The following is a 20200-nucleotide window of genomic DNA, read 5'->3' as shown; positions in this document are numbered from 1 at the left end:
TTAATCCCCTATCGATTCCAGCGTGCAGATGGCAGACGGCCGTTTGATCCTTAACACCACGGTTTCATATACCCGGAAGGGATGGTTCATCCCTTCCTGCCCCATATAGGCAGTATCAAAATCTTCCGAAACGGCAAGATCGAGATTATTACGTCCTGTATTGAGGATGACTCCTGCTCTGCCTTTTAACATTGGCGATTGGAATACCCCGTCTGTCACCAATTCACGGATATGTTCAATTTCTAAAACATTGGTATCCTTATGTACACGGTGAATGAGTGAATAAAGTTCCGGTGAAAGGACAAGCGCAAATGGCCCATGATGGTTCATTTCGAGCAGCTTGCTTCTAGCCTCGACAATATCCTGGAAGGCACTGCCGGATTCATACCACTCCCCAATGAGATGAGTGATTCGTCCTTGAACATTCATTAAGCCAGGGATGTCGAACTCTTTCGCCCCGTGAAAAATCATTTGGTCTTCTAGATTGGCCACATCCCGTGCGGCATTGGCAGCTGGTGAAAAATCAATCGGAATGTCTAATACCTTTGCCTGCTCAAGGTCACGCCAAAATAAAACGAAATCCTTATATAGTAATGGAATTGTATGATTGACACGTTTACTGGATTCGAAGTTTGTATCAAAGGAACCCTGCATATCCATCTTTGCTTCAAGGTTTTCGATAAAGATATCGTTAGCGATGCTTTGAACTCCTCGTCCGAGCGGACCGTATAATTCAATAAAGCGCCGTCCTACGAGCTGCCTGCGTGCTGTATCGATAACGGTTTTATCTAATAGAGAAAATTCTGGATCTGTTATGGGCGAATCTGGGAATAATTGTGATTTGTTCATTTGGTTTCCTCTCCTTTTTAAATTTAAATGATGATTTGATTTATATCGGCCGCGTCGAAACTTTATTTCGCGCGTTTTTGAATTTATTTCGCCGATTTTGGTTTTTATTTCGCGGACCTTTTAATTATTTTCGCGAAAAAGTGATTTTATTTCGCGGACTTTGCTATTTATTTCGCGAACGGCTGTCTCGGCTCAGGAATAAAATGGGATTTCGCTAAAATTTGTAATAAATCCGCTAAACTGTTCATTAATTCCGCGAAGTATGATGATAATTCCGCTTATTCAATGATTAATTCCGCGAACACAACGATTTATTCCGCTAAACCTCCATTTTTAAATTAAACTTCCGACCGTAAATCCTTTTTTATTTTTCAAATTGACAGCTGCAGGCGTTGCAACCGGTGCAGTACCAGAGCGGTCTAAATGATCATGTTCCTCGTCATGATGGGCATGCGGGTCAACATAGTTCGTATCAAAACGGCTATTGATTTCATTTAACATCGCTTTTACCTGCTGATAGTCCTGATATGATACTTTGCGTAATTGATTTAACATCGTGCTTCGTTCTTCATCTGTAAAGCGAAACAGCGCTAAATCCAAGTGTTCGACAAAGTTATGTAAGCCGAATTTTTCAAGGTTGAGCTCTTGTAAAAGCCGGTTAAATTCATTATTGGTCGGAGCAAAATCCTTCTCGTCCTTTTCTTTCTCAAATTTGCTAATAAGCGGAATCAGCTCCACTAAACGGGAAAGCCGCTGCTCTTCCTCTTCAAAAATATGATGATAATACAAACGTTCATGGTCATCCGTCGCATTTTGAATAACTGGATCGAGCATATTCATAAATTTTTCAATCGCGTCCTTTGTTTCGGTAAAAATTCGATAAAATATCTTTAGTTCTTCTTTCAATCTCCATACCCCCGAATAATTAACTACATGTCATTATTGACTTTGAAGGGCATCTTTAAAACCATTTTTCCATAATTTTCATCAAAATGATGAATAACTCTCGTTCCCCGAAACATACTAACTATGGTTATGCCCAATGACTTAAGGAGGAGATTCAATATGGATATGATGCAAAACCAACAACAAGGACAAATGCACCAAAATATGCATACAGGCGCAGTACCGCCACAAATGAATCACGGTGGCCATGAAATGTTTGATGTACATGAGGTCTTATCTAGTTCCATTGGGACTATGAATTCTTATTTGATGCTGCGTCAACACGTAAAAGATCCAGAACTGCTCGATATTCTTGACCGCCAATATAAATTCATACAGGACGAATACAACATTACCCTGGAGTGCTTTAAAACCGGACAAGATCCTTCGAAACCAACCGGAAAATATATGATGAAACAAGGCAATGACTGGGTCTATGGAATGAAACCATCGCAGCCAAAAAAACCTTGGCAATCGGCTTCGGAAATTAATGATGAATACATTTCAAGCTGTATGCTGGCCTCTTGTAAAACCGGTGCCTCAATGAAGACAGTGGCAGCCTGTGAGGTAGCTAATCCGGTGGTCCGCCGCGTGTTGGCTGACTCCGTTCCAAATTGCATTGAAATGGCATATGAGCTTTCTATTTATCAAAATAAACACCATTACTATCAAGTACCACAGCTTGCCCAGCAGGATATGCAGCAATTACTAAACGCTTTCTCACCTGCCCAAGGCATGCCGCAGATGCAAAATAATATGAATATGAATAATATGAATCATTAAAGAACAAAAGCTATCCGTTTCCATAAAGGAAAGGATAGCTTTATTAGTGTCCTTAACCGTGATGTGTCAAAAGGTTCCTATATTAAATACAAAAAAACAGCTTCCATATGGAAAGCTGTTTTTAATGTTTGCTATCATGAAAATTTTAGGCACTCACAGGAGTAACAACTAAATTGGCAAAAAATAACCCTCTGCATCAAAATTCATTTCTTTCAGATCTTCTAATATTTCGATGTTTTCTTTATCTTTTAACTCACGAAAAATGACTTCTGATACATATAACTCCCCAATATGAAGCGTATTTGGGATCCTGACGATCCTTGCCTCTTCCGAAGCCACTCCCCAGGTAGCGCGTAAAGCTGCTTTTAGTGCTTCTTGGTCATTATCGAGAACAATTGGAATACTAGCCCGCGCTAAAAAGGTACTTGTGACCACATTTTCATTCATCGTTTTCAAATCAATTTTTTCAAATAAACGCTTGGTTGTTAAATCAGCCAATCCAATTCCCAGCGCATTTCCGTGGCTTACTTCGCTTAAATTGGAAGCAATCACATATTTGATAATTGGCTTTTTCGGCTCTTCAACTCCTAAAACGCGGATTCGGCCGATAATATTCGTATCCATACCCGTGCCGCTGTAGTTTTTGCCAATTTCATCAACGACCAAAATATCGATTTCATCGATTGGAAGACTTGGCATCAAGTCAAAGGCTTTTTTCAATAATTCACTTTCACGTTCTTCAATTTGCTCTGGTTCAATCGCTTCAATGATAGCCGTTTCTTCATGAGCATTTTCCACAATAGCTACACCAAATAGTGTATTGGAATTGGCAATCGCCACTTTTCCCACTTCCGGCATCATCTCACTTATTCCATAAATACCATAAGTATGTAAAGCCAATGCTTGTTTATGTTTTCCCATACCGATAGAAGCCATTTTTAAGACGCCGCTTTCAATTTTATTTTTAAAATCGGTATGCGGCTTCACACGGCCCATTACGATAATTCCATCCGCATTGTAAGCAATCTTATCCACATAAACAGGAATACCTGCAGACGTGACTCCGACTTCCACCACATCCATGGATGAACGAATTTCACAGCCAGTGAATTCTTCCGTACAACCTAAACTTTCCACCATCTCTTTTTGCCCTTCAGCTGTTGCGCCGCCGTGGCTTCCCATTGCAGGAATAATAAACGGGGTTGCCCCTCTTTTTTTTATTTCATCAGCAACACTTTTAACGATTAAAGGAATGTTGGCAATCCCCCTGCTTCCAACAGTAATGGCAATCTCCATGCCAGGCTTTATTTTTTCGTCGGCTTTTACATGGGTAAATTGCTCCGAAATGGTTGCAGGAATATCCTTTAGACTTTCCACTATAAAATTTTGTCTTATTTTAGCCATTTTAGGAAAAGACATTCGTACTTATCTCCTTTCAAATGAAACACTCAAAATTTTGGTATAGAGTCAATATCCGTTAAATACAAAGTGAGCAAGAGACCTTTCATATGGCCTCTTGCTTCGATATCATGATTATTTTATTAGGACAATTTCTCAGGAGCTAATTCAATCGCCATCCGAATCGCTTCTTTTAACGATAGCTCGTCCGCAATATTTTTTCCGGCGATATCAAAAGCTGTTCCATGGTCAACACTGGTACGAATAATTGGAAGACCGACTGTAATATTTACTCCAGCTTCCAGACCCAATACTTTAATTGGCCCATGCCCTTGATCATGATATTGTGCCACAACGATATCAAAATCACCGCGTCTTGCTCTAAAGAATAATGTATCGGCTGGAAGTGGTCCCTGTACATTAATTCCTTCTGCTTGTGCTTTTTCTACGGCAGGAATAATTTTTTCTTCTTCTTCACCATTTCCAAAAAGTCCATTTTCGCCGGCATGAGGGTTAATTCCGCAAACGGCGATTCGAGGAGATTTAATCCCAGCTTTTTGTAACGTATCGTGCGCAAGTTTAATCACTGTATATTGACGGTCAACATTAATTTTATTCACTGCATCAATAATGCCAATATGGGTTGTTACATGAATAACTCTTAAGCCAGGAGCAGATAGCATCATAGCAAAATCTTTTGTATTCGTTAATTCAGCTAATATTTCAGTATGGCCCGGATAAATATGACCTGCTTTATGAAGTGCTTCTTTATTTAATGGTGCTGTACAAATTCCATGAATTTTTCCTTCATTAGCCAATGCAATTGCCCGCTCTAAATAACGGAAGGCAGCATTTCCAGCCTCAGGAGAAACTTGTCCCCACGGTAAATCTTCAGAAACTAAATCTAAATCGATAATATCGATTGTTCCGTATTGGCACTTTGCCTCTACAGGATTTGAGATGCTATTAAATTGAAGATCGATATTTGTTACTTCTAAAGCTCTTTTTAGAATTTTAAGATCGCCAATCACAAAAGGGCGGCAATTTTCATAGATGTTTTGATCGTTCAAAGATTTAACGATAATTTCAGGTCCGACTCCTGATGGATCCCCCATTGTAATCGCAATACTTGGTTTATTGGCTGCCATATTGATTTCCTCCCGTTATCACATCTTATTTTTGCCAACCATAGGTTGAAAAACCAATAACTCTAATGGAACCTATGCTTGGCGTTTTTTTCCTTATATTAAGTGGTGGTATCTAATTATGAAATATTCGTATATCGCCAATCGCCGTTATGAACATGTGCATTAATTTCAATAATCGTTTGAAGAGCTTTTGAAAGTGCTTGTTCAGTTCCAAATGCACCCGCTTTTGTAACAAGCGGCATCCCGTCAAACAAACCACCGAATAATTTTCCGTATGGAATACCAGCTTCAACTTCACCAATGACCCGGATTCCTTCTCCATTTAATTCTTTACATGTGGCGCCTGCAATTTCCCCGCCTGTTAAAACCGCGCCGCAAATCTTCCTACTTTCAATTAAACGTCCTGCAATAATCCCCATCGATTGGGAAATGGCATTACCTACATCAAAGTTCGATAAACCCAGTTGACGTTGAAGCTCCTTGACTCTATTAATCGTCTCTCGCTTGCGATTGGTCGTTACCACTAAATCGCCTTTTTCCAACAATGCTTGACCCGCTCTAACAATCCGTTCAATTTCACGTTTTCTCCTATCTTTATAAAAGAACTCCTCTGGAGAAATAACAATTTCTTCAACACTATTTTTCTCTTTCAGAACTTCAATTTGCCGATCAATGATAGGATTCACACTACCTGCTACAACTAACACCGGAAGTCGTTCCCCAGCCTGCGGCTTACATAATAGCTCCTCACGCTGGCCTGTGTTGAAAAGATGATAAGCAATTCCAGCTGAACCAACCCAAAGAAAATTCTCTTGTGAAATTTCAGCGGCTTCAACAATCGTCTTTAGTTCTTCATCAGTAGTGGCATCAACGATGATAATTTTGGAGATTTCACCTGAGGACAACACATTCATTTTTTCAGATAAATGACTTTTTCCTTTTCTTACATCAGAAATGGAAATGAATTCGACTTCCCTCTTACTTTGCTCCTTCAGTAATTTTGGCAGGTAACTTTCTTTTACTGGGTTGACTGGATCATTAGCAATTTCAGTTTCTGCTAAAAGGACACCATGGACATAATGATTTCCATTTATTGTGACTCTATTACTTTTCGGAAAAGCAGGTACAACAAACGAAGTTTTAAAGTTGAATACATCCATTACTGCATCTATTTCCGGACCGATATTTCCCCTCATGGTGGAATCTATTTTCTTAAAAACTTTTGGTACATCTAGTTTTTTCAATTGTGCAGATAGATTAACAACGACATCGTAAGCCTTTCTAGTTTTCAAGGCACGACTATCTGAATTTAAAACAAGGACATCTTCACTTAAATGTGTTGGTTGTAATTTTGTATCTGAAAATAGCACTGTGGTGTTTAAACCTTGTTTGGCAAATTGGACACCAGTGTCATTTGCACCTGTTAAATCATCTGCTATCACCGCTAGTTTCACCTACATCCCTACCCCCTTTTTCGCAATTTCAGTTTGTATAGTTTGCGTTTTATTATTTTCCGACCTAAATGGCCTATTCATGTATTGTTTTTCTTAAGCGGTTATTATGTTCAAACCTAAAACGCTTTCAGCACTATTAATATTAAAATAAAATGTTGCATTTAGCAATGATTTTTTGATAATTTCTCATCGAATTTTTAATACGTTGTTTTTTGCATCATATCCTGTTTCATTTTGCCACAAAAAAAACGCAAGCTGTTATTTCAGCTTACGCCATAATGTAGAACGGTTAATCCCAAGACGTTTAGCAGCCTTTGATTGATTTAACCCTTCCTCTTCTAGGACTTTCGTGATCACTTGTTTTTCGATTTCCTCTAAGGTGCCACTAATATCGATAGGTGCTAATGCATTACTCTTCTTCTCTTGCTGCTCGAATCTTTCTAAAACGGTTTCAACATCTTCATTCTCGATATAATAAGAATTTGTTTGCAAAAACAATTGTTCGATTACTTGTTTAAGTTGTTCTACATTTCCTGGCCAATCATAGTTGGTCATCTCCATCAAAGCATCCTGTCGGATCCCAACCACTAAACTGCCATATTTGGGATGTAATTCAGAAATAAAGACATGAACTAAATCCTCAATATCTTCTCTACGTTCCCGGAGTGGAGGTATACTAATGGTTATTTTTCCTAATGAATGATACAATTCTCCATTAAACGTGCCGTTTTTGACCTTTTCTTCAATATTACCCTCAGAGGACACAAGCCATTGCAGCTTTTTATTATTTTCATTCTTGACTATTTGATATAACTCATTTTGCATAGAAGAGTTCAACTTATCGATGTTTTTTAAGTAGATAACACCATTTGCAAATTTTTTAAAAAAGTCTTCATTCGCTAATTCTTTCAACTGCTCGTTATTTAATAAGTCACAATGCATAACAATAAATGGTTCATGCTTTGTTTTCCTTTTTAAATAAATGGTGTGGGCAACTAATTCTTTACCATTTCCCTCTTCTCCGGTAATCCAGACAGGTTCTTCACTGCTGCTGTATTGATCTATTTGCTTTAACACACGCTGGATCGGTTCACTTTTTCCAGAAATAGGGGTATATGATGCGGATGTATGAATTTCTATTGTCTTTTGGTTCACAACATCCTGATCCTTTATATTTGCTTGATTAGGAACGCTTTTTTCAAAAAATAATACGGTCGCATCCTCTTTTGAGCTTGCAGTTATTTCCCAAAACGAATGATTGATGTGAACGGTTTTGTTTCTCTTTTCACGTGATACGACCGTTTCTTGTATTAACTGTTTTATTTCTGGCGAAATCTCTAATTTCATCCCATGAAATTCTTTATTAAAACGTTCATTCCCAAAAACTATTTTCTCATCTCTATTGAAAACCCCTACCGCCTGTTCCTGGCAATCGAGTATAGATTGAAATAAAGAAACATCCTGCTGGAGCCGCGAGAATATGCGGTAGGTCCTTCTCGCTTCTTCCAAAGCATCAATAATAGCTTCCTTTCCAGATGTAATAAGAACTCCTGTCAGTCCCAATTGCTTGGCAGCCTGTACCGTAACCACATCACCGATTACCACTTCATAGCCAAGGTTTTTTACATTCGCTAATTTTTCTTGAACCTCGATATCTTTTGTAATCGTGAATGTTTCAATATCTAAATCAAGAAGCTTACAGATTGTAGCAGCCCCATGTGTAATATTCGAGAATCCGACGATTGCCGCTTTACGTGAAAATCCTTTTACCAGTGTGATAATGCGTAAAACATCATAGCCAGTCACCTGAATGTCAATCACAGGTAAAGAAACAGCCTCCTGAATCATGGAAGCTGTACCGCCACGGCTGATTATACAATGGTAGCCATTATATTCAGCGTCCTTTGCAATCGCCACACCTTCATGTAAGTTCCCCAATTCGATATCTAATTGTATATCGTCTACTTGTTGTTGGATTTCTTTCATCATTTCATACAATCCCTCATAAGGGACAATCACCAATGCTTTAATCATTACCCTTCACCTTCTAAGATATCCTCTATCCTTCTATTTTCCATTATAGACTCTCCTTAGTAAAGCTTGTTGTTAACACTTTGTTCATGCTGCCGCTGATATATCCGTAAAGATCGAGAGTGACATATTTATAACCGAATCGTTGAAGATTTTCCATGATTTCTTGGTGATGTGCTAATACTAAGGGCATATCCTGAGGCTCTACTTCAATCCTGGCAATCTCTTGATGAGTTCGAACTCGCACTTGTCTGATCCCCAATCCTTTGATATAAGCCTCCGATTTTTCAATCTTCGTTAATTTTTCCTGCGTAATTTTTTCGCCATAGGCAATGCGAGAAGATAAACAGGCAAACGAGGGTTTTTCCCAGGTAGACAGGTTTAATTGTTTTGAAAGTTCACGAATTTCTTCTTTATAAAGATTCGCCTCTTGGAGAGGCCCGCGGACTCCATGTTCCTTGGCTGCACGGACTCCAGGACGATGTTCACTCATATCATCAGCAATTAAACCATACACCACGTTTTCAAACCCCTTCTGATGCATGATGGGAACGATTTGATCGAACAACCCATTCTTACAGAAATAACAACGGTTCTGGTCATTTTCTACGTAGCCAGGAATATTTAGTTCAGAGGTTTCAATGACTTGGTGTGTTGCACCTATCATTTTTGCCAGCTTCTTCGCTTCTTCTAATTCACTTGAAGGGTATGTCTCAGAATCGGCCGTGACAGCCAAGACTTTATCAACTCCTAAAACATCAACAGCCACTTTTAATAAAAACGTACTATCGACACCACCCGAATAAGCAACAACAACATTTCCCATCTCTTTTAAAATTTCTTTCAACCGTTCATACTTCTCAATCATGCTTATTCCACCTAACTCTATATTTTTAAACAATCTCCGATTTCTTACTGAACAGAAAAAAACTTATGCATTTTGCAACACTTTAAAGTATAAGCAAATTTCTAGCAAAGTAAAAGTGTTTAATAAAGTGATTTCTTTATGACTATATTGATTAGAGCGGAAATCAACAACCAAGTTCAACAGAGCCATACAAAAAAGAAACCATTTTATAGAATCTATAAAATGGCCCCTTTTTTTATTTTATAAAAACATATCTAATATTAAAGTAAAGACTAATCCTGATACACCCACGATAGTGGAAAGTACGGTATATGTGCCAAAAGCTTCTTTAATGTTCATGCCTAAAGATTCTTTAACCATCCAGAATCCGGCGTCATTAACGTGTGATGCGATCGCACTTCCAGCTCCAGTTGCCAGGGCAACAAGTTCCAAGTTAACATCCGGCATTGTAGCAAGCATTGGAAGCACTAACCCAGGAGTTGTTAAGGTAGCAACGGTACCAGAGCCTAAGCAAACACGTAATAATGCTGCAACAATCCAAGCAAATAGTATTGGTGACATATGAGAACCTTCGAATAATTTAGCGACATAATCACCAACATGGCCATCAATAAGAACTTGCTTTAAGGCACCGCCGCCACCGATAATTAAAAGCAGCATTCCTAAAGCGTTTACCGCTGAAGAACAAGAATCCATTAAGTTTTTCACTGGAATCTTTCTTTGTAATCCCATCGAGTAGACGGCGAATAAAACGGAAAGGATCATAGCAGAGTCAGAGTTCGTAATAAAGCGGATAAATCCAATTGCCGCATTATCTTTAAATCCTAACGTTTGCTGCGAGATATCCACAATGGCACCAATCGCCATTAAGATAACAGGGAATAATGCAGTGAAAACAGAGATTCCAAAACCTGGTGTTTCTTCTGGTTTAAATGTTTTTTGTACGCCGAAAGACGAACTGCCTTCTCTAGTGAATGCAGACGGCACAATTTTTTGCGCAATTTTCGGATACCAAATACCAGCTAAAATGACCGTTGGGATGGCAATGATGATTCCGTAAAGTAACATGAGACCAACATTGGCATGATATTCTGCTGCAACAGCGATTGGGCCCGGATGCGGAGGCAAGAAAGCATGTGCCGCCAAGGCAGCTGTAACCATCGGAAGACCTAATTTTACAATGGAGACTTTTAATTCTTTTGCGATTGAGAAAATAATTGGGATTAATAATACGATTGTAACTTCAAGGAATAAAGCGATCCCACAAATAAATGAAGCGACTAAAACCGCCCATTGAATTCTTTTTTCACCGAATTTGTCAATTAAAGTTGTAGCAATTCGATGAGCACCGCCTGCATCGGCGATTAAACGGCCAAGCATAGCACCAAGTCCAAAAATAATTCCTATATGGCCAAGCGTTCCACCTAAACCGGTTTCAATTGATTTAACAACATCTTTCATTGGAATGCCCAATGCTAAAGCTACAAGATAGGCAACGATGATCAATGATACAAATGTGTTTAATTTGAAGCGCATAATTAAAATGAGTAATAATAGTACCCCTAATGCAATTATTACTAAAGGCATAACTGCTCTCCCCCATCTTCCTTTTTTATAAAAATACTTTATTATTTCTTTTTACATATGAAGTATATTGATTATTCTTACATACAACGTTTCTGTACCTTCACAAAATCACTCAGCACACTCTTGCAAGTGCTTTCATGAAATCGGATTAAAATATCAGGAGTTTAGGCTCACTGATCTTTTATTCGCGGTTATTCATTTAGGTTAGAAATCATTCTATGAAACTCTATTTTCTTTGCTGAAAGATAAAATTGCAACACATTATATCTATCAGAAAATAGAATTCGTAAGAACTGTCGTTTATCGCATCACATGTGAACGTTCTCATTTTATAATCTTAAAATAATCTTGTCAATAGGACAAAATGAAATGTTTGTGTTCTTTTTTTCAACAGAGGTCTTTTGTGAATATCAGATCGACACCTTTTTTGGCAACACATGAGTGGATCAGGTCTTATTGGACATGATTAATTCGAGGTTTTACAGAATGTTTACTAACTCTATTTTCCCCTAAAAAGTTGCGAGGTATTACGATACTAATTTTTCAAAAAAAATGCGAATAAAGGTAACACCTTTATCCGCATCTCTGAACAATTTCATTAATCTTGATCAATCGTCTTCTAAACCTGCTCGTACACTCCTTTCAAAGGGATCTTATGAAGTTTTGCCATTTCTTTAAACTCCTCCTATGTCCTATTCTCCAATGATGACACGAAGTACATTTGGACGGTCTTTAAACGTTTTTGTTCCAGCACCATATCCAATTGAATTTACTTTCATAGATGGAATTGTGCAAAATTCTTCTGCCAGCACGGCTACGATGGCCGCACCTGTTGGGGTTGTAAGTTCAAATCGTACATTGCTTTGTTCAATCGGTACACCTTTTAAGACTTCGAGTGCGGCTGGTGCAGGGACTGGATAAACTCCATGATCGATATGTATTTTTCCTGTGCCTACGGGAATGGCTGAGGATTTTATTTTCTTAATGTCTAACTGATGAATTAAGATGGCCGCCCCGACAATATCAATAATCGAATCGACTGCACCCACTTCATGAAAATGAACTTTTTCTAATGGCATACCATGAATATGCCCTTCCGCCTCACCAATTTTTCGAAAGATTTTTAATGAAGTCTCTTTCACTTCAGCTGCCAAATCGGATGATTCAATCATTTTTACAATATCACTGTATGAACGGTGATGGTGATGGTGGTCATGTTCATGATCGTGATCATGCTTATGATTGTGGTCATGTTCATGATGATGGTCATGTTCATGATGGTGGTCATGTTCATGATGGTGGTCATGTTCATGATGATGGTCATGTTCATGATGATGGTCAGTATGTACTAGCACTACATCAAACTTAGTACTTGTAATTCCGTTTTTAACGATTTTCTTCCAAGTCAATTGATATTCATCTTCAAAATGAAGCTTCTTTAATTCTTTTTCTAAAATAGTTGGATCTGCCCCTGCATCTAGGAGAGCTCCGATAAACATATACCACTGATCCCTGAAAAACAATCGATATACAGTGTTTTCATCCCTTGTTCGCTCCTTTTTTTGCATTTCTGTAGAGTTTGTAGAAAAATGCAAGTTGAAAAGCATAGATATTGATTGAAACTTTAGATTGTAATTTGAAAAAATATAGAAAAAAGAATAAAACATCAACAAGAACATATGTTCTTAATTTAAAAATGTTGGGAGCAAAATTCACGGAATGCTGGGAAGCAGCTTATATTGCAGGAATAATCGATGGAGAAGGCTCTATTTCCTTAACTAGAATGCATGAAAATGAGCATAGGCGACCTTGTATTACAATCGCCTCAACAGATAAAGAGCTATTGCTATATATTCATCTATAATTGGTGGATCAATCAATACTAAAAAGAACTACAATCCTGAAAGGCATAAAGATTCCTTTACATTAATTATTAAGAAAAAAGAAACCGTATTACTAACTTTAAAAAAGTTTCTCCTTATCTCAGAGTGGATAAAAAAAGAAATCGTGCATTATGGATTCTTGATAATTATGAAAAATGTACACCACGGAACGGAAAATATAATAAGGAATTACTTGAAAAGAAAGGAGCATTTGAGAAAACTTTTTTTCCTAATATAAAAAAGACCAGCTTCTCAGCTGATCTTGTATCCACCTTATGTATGGTGGAGACGGCGGGACGTGCGTTTCCATGCTTTCGTCATGGCACTGACTATATCTTGAACCTGCTTAACAAACAGGTCCTCCGGCGTCTTATGCGAAACATAAATTTACCTTTTAAAGGCATGTGATTTCGCATCCTAGTACTACCACTGAAAGTGGCAGCCTATAAGTCGATACACGGCTGTTGGATTGCTCCACATACCGCTCGGCATTGCCTTATCGCTTGTTTCAGCGACTTAGGTTTCACCGATAAAGCCGGATTTTCACTTGCGTGTTACCACACAAGGCGACTAATTACTAATCGAACCCGCGTCCAAAGATATCGGCACTTAAGCTTCTACGAGTGTAGTCGACATATTCGTGTTTCGCTGATCCTTTTGCCTATCGACAGGCGTCCGGCCAGCTAGTCTGGTTGTTCTCTTCCTTCGCCCTCAGACGGTGGACTCCGGCGTAGCCTACTAAGAGTGAGTCCGCTACCCTACCACATAGGCGATGGAGGGGCGAACAGCTATGCAGTATTAAGCTGCGAAAGCTAAGTTGTTGTTAGTTTTGCCAGTTATAGGCGTTGACGTTTTAACGAGGCCGATCCCCTCGACTCGCAACCCAAGCTCGAACTACCCCTGTCGAATCCGTAGCGTCCCCATATAAAATGTGCTAAATCAACTTAATGATTCTAGCAGACGATATCGGATGCCCAACAAGTTGTTTGAGCAAAAGATTGTGTCGCAACTTAGCGACAAACTTATTATAACACACTGAGCGGATTTTTCAATTGTAAGTATCTGTAAGACGAACCATTTACATCTTCTGACGGTCGCGGAACGCCCGCTCAATCTCACGCTTCGCTTCTTTTTGCTTTAATGCTTCACGCTTATCATAATTTTTCTTACCTTTTGCGAGACCAATTAAAACTTTGCAAAAACCGTTTTTCAAATACATTTTCAATGGGACTAGCGCATAACCCGCTTCCTTTGTTTCGCCGATGAGCTTATCAATTTCACGTTTATGAAGCAAAAGCTTCCGTGTTCGTAATGGATCGTGATTGTAGCGATTACCCTGCTCATAAGGGCTAATGTGCAATCCAATTAATACGGCTTCCCCATTCAGAATCCGCGCATAGGAATCCTTGAGATTTACTTTTCCAGCGCGAATCGACTTAATCTCTGTCCCCTGAAGAACGATGCCGGCTTCGTACGTTTCTTCGATAAAATAATCATGGTAAGCCTTCTTATTATTCGCAACGACTTTCCCTTCACCTTTTGGCATAATTTTCACCTCATTATGGATTTTATTTTAGCAGAATAAACATGCCTGTACAATGAAAAGAGAGCCTTTTTACCAGGCTCTCCCCCATTTTAAAAGTTTCGCTTGTTTTTCCGTTTAGTACTCTTGTTTTTCGGGACATTTTCGTAAAATTTACGTTTCTTTTTCGCCTTTTTACCTTGACCGCCGCCCGCTTCAGCATTGCCACCTTGATTCCGATCATTATTTCGTCCCTGGTTACGGCCTTGATTGTTGCGGTCTTGATTCTTTCCACCCTGCTGCTTATTCCGGCGCGGCTTGTTGGTATCGCTGCCTGTTTTAAAAACCTTCGGAGTTTCGGAACGTTCTCGTCTTGGTGTTCCCTTCATTCCGACGATTTCAAAATCAATTACCCGTTCTTCCTTATTGACTTTTACCACCCGTACAGTAATCTCATCCCCGATACGGAAGACATTACCGGTCCGCTCACCAATCATAGCATAGTGACGTTCGTCAAAACGGTAGTAATCATCAGTCATATAACTGACATGGACAAGACCTTCAATCGTATTTGGCAATTCGACAAACATACCGAAGTTGGTTACGGAGCTGATAATACCGTCATATTCAACGCCAATCTTATCCTCCATATATTCAGCTTTCTTCAATTCATCTGTTTCCCGCTCGGCGTCAACGGCACGGCGCTCCATCTTCGAAGAATGCTGGGCAATTTCGGGCAATCGGGCATTCCATTTTTCCCTAGTCGTCTCATCAAGCTTACCTTCGATTAAATAAGTCCGGATTAACCTGTGCACAATTGTGTCAGGATAACGACGAATAGGGGAAGTGAAATGAGTATAAAACTCTGTTGATAAACCGAAGTGTCCAAGACTTTCCGGATCATATTTTGCCTGCTGCATAGAGCGAAGCATGACAGTTGATACAACCATCTCTTCAGGTTTTCCTTGAACCTCTTCAATAATTTCCTGCAACGCTCTAGGATGAACATCATTTGCAGTACCTTTTACAATATAGCCAAAGTTCGTGATAAACTCGAAAAACTTCCGCAGTTTATCTTCCTTAGGGTCCTCGTGAATTCGGTAAATAAACGGAACTTCCATCCAGTGGAAATGCTCAGCAACCGTTTCATTGGCAGCTAACATAAACTCTTCAATTAATCGCTCTGCTACGGAACGCTCGCGGAGAATGACATCTTCCGGCTTTCCATCTTCATCAACCAATACCTTGGATTCTTTGAAATCAAAATCGATAGCCCCGCGCTTCATCCGTTTGTCACGAAGAATCGCAGCCAGCTCTTCCATTAATTCAAACATCGGAACTAATGTCTCGTAGCGCGCTCTCGTTTCTTCATCTTTATCGATTAAGATTCGATTCACATCATGATAGGTCATCCGCTCGGTTGTTTTAATTACACTTTGAAAAATTTCATGCGAAACAACAGCACCATCTGATGATATTTCCATTTCACACGATAGAACCAATCGATCCACCTTTGGGTTTAATGAGCATATCCCATTCGATAAACGATGGGGAATCATTGGAATAACCCGGTCAACTAAATAAACACTCGTCGCCCTGTCCTCTGCTTCGCGGTCAATTGGTGTTCCTTCTTTTACATAATAACTAACATCAGCAATATGAACGCCGAGCTTATAGTTACCATTACCAAGTTTCGTCACCGTTACTGCGTCATCAAGGTCTTTCGCGTCTGCACCGTCAATTGTCACGATGGTTTCATTCCGAAGATCGCGGCGATTGGCCAATTCACTTTCATCAATGGTATCAGGTGTTTCCGTTGCCTGCTTTAATACATCATCAGGAAATTCCATTGGCAGACCATGCTTATGTATAACGGAAAGAATGTCTACACCTGGGTCGTTTTTGTGACCAAGAATGGTGATGACTTCACCTTCCGCACTTTTGCGGCCCTCCGGATACGTCACCAGTTTTACCACTACTTTATGACCTTCAACCGCTCCCTTCGATGCGGATTTAGGGATAAAAATATCACTGGCAAATTTTTTATCATCAGGAATCACAAAGCCAAAGCTTTTGCTTTCCACATATGTTCCGACAACCTGCTGAACGCCCCGCTCAATGATGCGGATAATGCTTCCTTCCCGGCGCTGCCCGGACGATTCCGAAGAAACACGGGCTAAAACGGTATCCCCATGCATCGCTGTGTTTGTTTCATTGGGCGGAATAAAAATGTCATCCATGCCTGGCTCATCGGGAATGACAAACGCAAAGCCTTTAGCATGTCCCGTCAGTTTCCCGCGGATTAAATTCATTTTTTCCGGGAGACCATAGCGGTTGCTGCGTGTGCGCACGACTAGCCCTTTTTCCTCCATTTGTACAAGTGCTTTGACAAACTCTTTAAAGGCACTGGAGTCTTCAATGCCAAATGCTGCTTCCAGTTCTTGAACTGTTAATGGTTTATAAGCTTCGTCTTTCATATATTTCAAAAGCCTATCTACGTGCTTTTGTATGTTTTCTTCCAAAAATAATCCCTCCTCTAAAGGATTTAATCGTGCCAGTCAAGCTTTTCTAAAAAGGCATAAACATCCTCATGAAGTTGTTCACGTTCTTTATCCAACGTAATCACATGACCCGATTCTTCATACCATTTAATTTGCTTTGTTTCTGACTCAATTTCGTTGTAAATAATGTTAGCACTTTCCGTATTAATCATATTGTCATGCCGTGCCTGAACGACGAAGGTTGGAGCATAAATCATGTCTACATTTTCCCGAACATCCGAGATTAAAGCCTGCAGCGCTTTTAATGTGTTCATGGGTGTCTTTTTAAACTCGTTTATTTCCAATTCGATTTGCTCGTCGGTTTTTCCTTCCCGTTTTTTAAATTCACGAGCATACTCGAGAACTCCCTCGTACATTACGTCTTCGCTTTTTATATACATGGGTGCACACATGGTTACAATTCCTTTTATAGGTACAGTGTATCCTAATTTCAAAGAAAATACGCCGCCAAGGGAAAGTCCCGCCACTGCAATCTCCTTATGACCTTTATTTTTCAAAAATTCATAGCCATTCATGACGTCATTCCACCAATCTTCAGGCCCGGTGTTTACCAGTTCTTCAGGCGGTACGCCATGACCTTTGTAATGCGGCGCATGGCTGGTGTAGCCCTTTTTTTCGAGAAAGCGGCCCAGCATTCGGACATCAGCTGAATTGCCAGTGAATCCGTGTAAAAGAAGCACGGCTCTTTTTCCTCCCTCAAAGGTAAATGGCTTTGGTGTAGAAACTCTCATGCAAAAAACTCCTTCTATTTCAATTAGCTTATCTTAGTTTAAGCAAAGCAGTAGAGAACATTCCAGAAAAAAGGCTTGTAGTGGGTGTTTTCATTCCGATACAACAAAAAAACCCGGCGCATGAGGCCAGGTTTTGAATGTTTTATATTAGATTTTAAAGTAAGTAACGGCTAGAGCAAGAAGGAAAAATAGAACTGATAATACAATTGTAATGCGATGTAAAATCAAATCAATTCCGCGTGCTTTTTGTTTGCCGAATAGGGATTCAGCACCACCTGAAATAGCACCAGATAATCCAGCGCTTTTACCTGATTGAAGTAATACAACAACAATAAGTCCAATACTTACGATTACTAATAATGTAACAACTAATGCATGCATGAGGCCACCTCCTGTTAAACGTACATTTCACAGTATTTTAAATTTACCATAAACTTGCCCTTTTAACAATAGTAGTTATGTGACAGCTTTTGGGAATATCACTCATTGCCAACATCGAAATTTTCTTCGATAAATTTTTTTTCTTCATCAGGAGTCGAAATGCCAACCGCTATCCCAATCGTTCCTCCCTGAAGGTCCCATATCTCATTATGATCTTTGTCAACACGAGAAAAATCTTTTTTGGCCCAGCGCTTTAAAATGCTTTGGTATACCTCTGCATTCACATAGTGATTATTATTTACTACCTTCAACAACCGGTCTACCCGCTCTTGAGTTAAGGGAATAGCTCCCCACTTTTTATCCGAGACAATTTTTTGATGGGACATTTTGTGTATCTTATCCATGACTTCCTTTTCGGTCATCTCTAACGGAAACGCTTTGGCAATTTCTTCATTGTCCTTATCTTGGAGTTGAATGACCGTTTCTCCCTCATTCGTTTTCTGTTCATTTACGGTCACAGCATCCTTTTGAGTCAGCAGAGATCCTTTAGAAAAATAAAAATAAAAACCCAAAGAGAGTATTGCAAAGACAATAATTATTCGTTGGGGCCTTGATAAATTGAGTAGATATTTTTTCATCCTGCTCTCCTTAGTTTTTTAGTTACTTTTTATATTAAACAAGGATACAGCAATTCCCTTCATTTTTTGTAACAAAAAGCCCTTGCTCATGGTGAGCAAGGGCGATTTTATAAAAAATTACTTCTTAAGGTTGTAGAAAGATTTAAGGCCATTGTATTGGCTTGTTTCACCTAATTGATCTTCAATGCGAAGCAATTGGTTGTATTTTGCGACACGGTCTGTACGAGATGGCGCACCAGTCTTGATTTGGCCAGCGTTAGTAGCAACAGCGATATCAGCAATTGTGTTATCTTCTGTTTCACCAGAACGGTGGGAAATAACAGCCGTGTAGCCAGCGCGTTTTGCCATTTCAATTGCATCAAAAGTTTCAGTAAGAGTACCGATTTGGTTAACTTTAATCAAGATTGAGTTAGCAATACCTTTTTCGATACCTTCAGCAAGTTTTTTAGTATTCGTAACGAAAAGGTCGTCACCAACTAATTGAACTTTTCCACCAATACGCTCAGTTAAAAGCTTATGGCCTTCCCAGTCGTTTTCGTCTAAGCCGTCTTCAATAGAGATGATTGGATATTTAGAAGCAAGCTCCTCATACCAGTCAACCATTTCTGCAGATGTCTTCACGACACCTTCACCAGATAAGTGGTATTTGCCATCTTCTTTGTTGTAAAACTCTGATGATGCAGCATCCATTGCTAGCATAACTTCTTCACCTGGCTTGTAGCCGGCTTTTTCGATAGCTTCCACAATTGTTTGAAGAGCTTCTTCGTTTGAACCAAGGTTCGGAGCAAATCCGCCTTCGTCCCCAACAGCTGTGTTAAGACCTTTTGCCTTAAGAACTGATTTTAAAGTATGGAAAATTTCAGCACCCATGCGAAGTGCTTCTTTAAAGCTTGGAGCACCTACAGGCATGATCATGAATTCTTGAATATCAACGTTGTTATCTGCATGCTCACCGCCGTTAACGATGTTCATCATTGGAACTGGAAGCTGTTTAGAGTTGAAGCCGCCAAGGTATTGATATAAAGGAATGTCTAGGTAGTTTGCTGCTGCATGGGCAACCGCCATAGATACGCCAAGGATAGCGTTCGCACCTAATTTTCCTTTGTTGTCTGTGCCATCAAGCTCGATTAGAGCGTTATCAACAGCAACTTGATCAAGGACGCTGAATTCTTCGCCAACAAGCATTGGTGCAATAATTTCGTTTACGTTATCAACTGCTTTAAGAACACCTTTTCCAAGGTAACGTTCTTTGTCGCCGTCACGAAGTTCAACTGCTTCGTATTCACCAGTTGACGCACCGCTAGGAACTAATGCGCGGCCAAAAGCGCCTGATTCTGTAAAAACTTCAACTTCAACAGTAGGGTTACCGCGGGAATCTAATACTTCACGTGCATATACATCAGCAATAAATGGCATTTGTA

16 protein-coding genes, 1 other RNA gene and 1 pseudogene are annotated in these 20200 nt (G+C 39.5%); 2 read left to right on the top strand and 16 right to left on the bottom strand.

Annotation, left to right across the window (positions count from 1 at the left end):
* Together ABES02_RS11075 and ABES02_RS11070 are read right to left on the bottom strand one after the other, a co-directional pair.
* Complete coding sequence (locus tag ABES02_RS11075; protein WP_430134244.1) at nt 1-849, bottom strand: family 1 encapsulin nanocompartment shell protein; 849 nt, start codon at nt 847-849, stop codon at nt 1-3.
* 333 nt (nt 850-1182) lie between these two features.
* Nucleotides 1183-1755, bottom strand: coding sequence for an IMEF encapsulin system ferritin-like cargo protein (locus ABES02_RS11070; protein ID WP_430134241.1), 573 nt, complete (start codon nt 1753-1755; stop codon nt 1183-1185).
* Nucleotides 1756-1923: 168 nt separating this feature from the next.
* Here ABES02_RS11070 and ABES02_RS11065 point away from each other — a divergent pair, with 168 nt between their 5' ends.
* Nucleotides 1924-2577 carry a spore coat protein gene (locus ABES02_RS11065; protein WP_430134918.1) on the top strand — a complete coding sequence of 218 codons (654 nt, stop codon included), beginning with the start codon at nt 1924-1926 and terminating at the stop codon, nt 2575-2577.
* 168 nt (nt 2578-2745) lie between these two features.
* Here ABES02_RS11065 and ABES02_RS11060 read toward each other — a convergent pair whose 3' ends face one another.
* The 7 genes and pseudogenes from ABES02_RS11060 to ABES02_RS11030 form a co-directional block, all read right to left on the bottom strand.
* Entirely contained in the window at nt 2746-3996 is a 1251-nt protein-coding gene (locus ABES02_RS11060; protein WP_430134238.1) for a lactate racemase domain-containing protein, read from the bottom strand.
* 122 nt (nt 3997-4118) lie between these two features.
* Nucleotides 4119-5123 (bottom strand): 4-hydroxythreonine-4-phosphate dehydrogenase PdxA, encoded by a 1005-nt coding sequence (pdxA, locus tag ABES02_RS11055; RefSeq protein ID WP_430134235.1) that lies wholly within the window; start codon nt 5121-5123, stop codon nt 4119-4121.
* A 116-nt stretch (nt 5124-5239) separates the two neighbouring features.
* A complete protein-coding gene (locus ABES02_RS11050; protein WP_430134233.1) occupies nt 5240-6577 on the bottom strand; it encodes a four-carbon acid sugar kinase family protein in 1338 nt (445 codons plus the stop codon).
* A gap of 258 nt (nt 6578-6835) precedes the next feature.
* Nucleotides 6836-8611 (bottom strand): PrpR N-terminal domain-containing protein, encoded by a 1776-nt coding sequence (locus tag ABES02_RS11045; RefSeq protein ID WP_430134230.1) that lies wholly within the window; start codon nt 8609-8611, stop codon nt 6836-6838.
* A gap of 43 nt (nt 8612-8654) precedes the next feature.
* A complete protein-coding gene (gene larE, locus ABES02_RS11040) occupies nt 8655-9476 on the bottom strand; it encodes an ATP-dependent sacrificial sulfur transferase LarE (protein WP_430134227.1) in 822 nt (273 codons plus the stop codon).
* 240 nt (nt 9477-9716) lie between these two features.
* Entirely contained in the window at nt 9717-11063 is a 1347-nt protein-coding gene (locus ABES02_RS11035) for a gluconate:H+ symporter (protein WP_430134224.1), read from the bottom strand.
* Nucleotides 11064-11755: 692 nt separating this feature from the next.
* A pseudogene (locus tag ABES02_RS11030) lies at nt 11756-12606 on the bottom strand (LarC family nickel insertion protein).
* A gap of 153 nt (nt 12607-12759) precedes the next feature.
* On the opposite strand from ABES02_RS11030, the gene ABES02_RS11025 reads away from it, so the two are divergent.
* Entirely contained in the window at nt 12760-12927 is a 168-nt protein-coding gene (locus ABES02_RS11025; protein ID WP_430134916.1) for an LAGLIDADG family homing endonuclease, read from the top strand.
* A gap of 597 nt (nt 12928-13524) precedes the next feature.
* Here ABES02_RS11025 and ssrA read toward each other — a convergent pair.
* The 7 genes from ssrA to eno form a co-directional block, all read right to left on the bottom strand.
* Nucleotides 13525-13860: a transfer-messenger RNA gene (gene ssrA / locus ABES02_RS11020) on the bottom strand.
* Between the two features lie 164 nt (nt 13861-14024).
* The gene (gene smpB / locus ABES02_RS11015) at nt 14025-14492 is read right to left on the bottom strand and encodes an SsrA-binding protein SmpB (RefSeq protein ID WP_430134221.1); all 468 of its coding nucleotides are present in this window, start codon (nt 14490-14492) and stop codon (nt 14025-14027) included.
* Between the two features lie 89 nt (nt 14493-14581).
* Nucleotides 14582-16990, bottom strand: a complete 2409-nt coding sequence (rnr, locus tag ABES02_RS11010; RefSeq protein WP_430134218.1) for a ribonuclease R — start codon at nt 16988-16990, stop codon at nt 14582-14584.
* 23 nt (nt 16991-17013) lie between these two features.
* The gene (locus ABES02_RS11005) at nt 17014-17760 is read right to left on the bottom strand and encodes an alpha/beta hydrolase (RefSeq protein ID WP_430134216.1); all 747 of its coding nucleotides are present in this window, start codon (nt 17758-17760) and stop codon (nt 17014-17016) included.
* Between the two features lie 147 nt (nt 17761-17907).
* On the bottom strand, nt 17908-18141 hold the full coding sequence (gene secG, locus ABES02_RS11000; protein ID WP_430134213.1) for a preprotein translocase subunit SecG: 234 nt from the start codon (nt 18139-18141) through the stop codon (nt 17908-17910).
* A gap of 98 nt (nt 18142-18239) precedes the next feature.
* A complete protein-coding gene (locus tag ABES02_RS10995; RefSeq protein WP_430134210.1) occupies nt 18240-18779 on the bottom strand; it encodes a DUF6241 domain-containing protein in 540 nt (179 codons plus the stop codon).
* Nucleotides 18780-18896: 117 nt separating this feature from the next.
* Nucleotides 18897-20195 carry a phosphopyruvate hydratase gene (gene eno, locus ABES02_RS10990; RefSeq protein WP_430134207.1) on the bottom strand — a complete coding sequence of 433 codons (1299 nt, stop codon included), beginning with the start codon at nt 20193-20195 and terminating at the stop codon, nt 18897-18899.
* Nucleotides 20196-20200: the final 5 nt, after the last annotated feature.

The organism is Neobacillus pocheonensis (genome assembly GCF_050477905.1).
GTDB lineage: Bacteria > Bacillota > Bacilli > Bacillales > Cytobacillaceae > Neobacillus > Neobacillus pocheonensis_A.
The sequence above is the reverse complement of the archived record's forward strand: the minus strand, read 5'-3'. Positions and strand labels throughout refer to the sequence as shown.

Excerpts from the sequence above, each read along its gene's own strand:
- ABES02_RS11025 (WP_430134916.1), top strand. The coding sequence starts at position 12,760 with ATGTTGGGAGCAAAATTCACGGAATGCTGGGAAGCAGCTTATATTGCA.
- ABES02_RS11060 (WP_430134238.1), bottom strand. The coding sequence starts at position 3,996 with ATGTCTTTTCCTAAAATGGCTAAAATAAGACAAAATTTTATAGTGGAA.
- ABES02_RS11065 (WP_430134918.1), top strand. The coding sequence starts at position 1,924 with ATGCAAAACCAACAACAAGGACAAATGCACCAAAATATGCATACAGGC.
- pdxA (WP_430134235.1), bottom strand. The coding sequence starts at position 5,123 with ATGGCAGCCAATAAACCAAGTATTGCGATTACAATGGGGGATCCATCA.
- ABES02_RS11035 (WP_430134224.1), bottom strand. The coding sequence starts at position 11,063 with ATGCCTTTAGTAATAATTGCATTAGGGGTACTATTATTACTCATTTTA.
- ABES02_RS10995 (WP_430134210.1), bottom strand. The coding sequence starts at position 18,779 with ATGAAAAAATATCTACTCAATTTATCAAGGCCCCAACGAATAATTATT.
- ABES02_RS11045 (WP_430134230.1), bottom strand. The coding sequence starts at position 8,611 with ATGATTAAAGCATTGGTGATTGTCCCTTATGAGGGATTGTATGAAATG.
- secG (WP_430134213.1), bottom strand. The coding sequence starts at position 18,141 with ATGCATGCATTAGTTGTTACATTATTAGTAATCGTAAGTATTGGACTT.
- larE (WP_430134227.1), bottom strand. The coding sequence starts at position 9,476 with ATGATTGAGAAGTATGAACGGTTGAAAGAAATTTTAAAAGAGATGGGA.
- ABES02_RS11005 (WP_430134216.1), bottom strand. The coding sequence starts at position 17,760 with ATGAGAGTTTCTACACCAAAGCCATTTACCTTTGAGGGAGGAAAAAGA.
- ABES02_RS11075 (WP_430134244.1), bottom strand. The coding sequence starts at position 849 with ATGAACAAATCACAATTATTCCCAGATTCGCCCATAACAGATCCAGAA.
- eno (WP_430134207.1), bottom strand. The coding sequence starts at position 20,195 with ATGCCATTTATTGCTGATGTATATGCACGTGAAGTATTAGATTCCCGC.
- smpB (WP_430134221.1), bottom strand. The coding sequence starts at position 14,492 with ATGCCAAAAGGTGAAGGGAAAGTCGTTGCGAATAATAAGAAGGCTTAC.